Origin of the sequence: Massilia sp. IC2-477 (genome assembly GCF_020707265.1) — a bacterium.
Classification (GTDB): Bacteria; Pseudomonadota; Gammaproteobacteria; order Burkholderiales; family Burkholderiaceae_D; genus Telluria.
On sequence record NZ_JAJFEQ010000038.1, the window covers coordinates 1 to 324 of the forward strand.

Here is a 324-nt window from a genome sequence, read left to right on the forward strand (position 1 = left end):
ACGTTCATCGGAGCAGGGTGAGTCGGCCCCTAAGGCGAGGCAGAGATGCGTAGCTGATGGGAAGCAGGTTAATATTCCTGCACCGTCGTATGATGCGATGGGGGGACGGATCGCGGAAGGTTGTCTAGCTGTTGGAATAGCTAGTTTCTGGTTCATAGGAGGTACTTAGGCAAATCCGGGTACATAATCCAAGGGGCTGGGACGAGGGACTTAGGTCCTGAAGCAATCGGAAGTGGTTCCAAGAAAAGCCTCTAAGCTTCAGTCATACGAGACCGTACCGCAAACCGACACAGGTGGGCGAGATGAGTATTCTAAGGCGCTTGA

At 53.1% G+C, this 324-nt stretch carries 1 rRNA gene; it reads left to right on the forward strand.

Annotated elements, in window-relative coordinates:
- Positions 1 to 324: ribosomal RNA gene (locus LK542_RS24790) — 23S ribosomal RNA — on the forward strand; the annotation flags it as partial.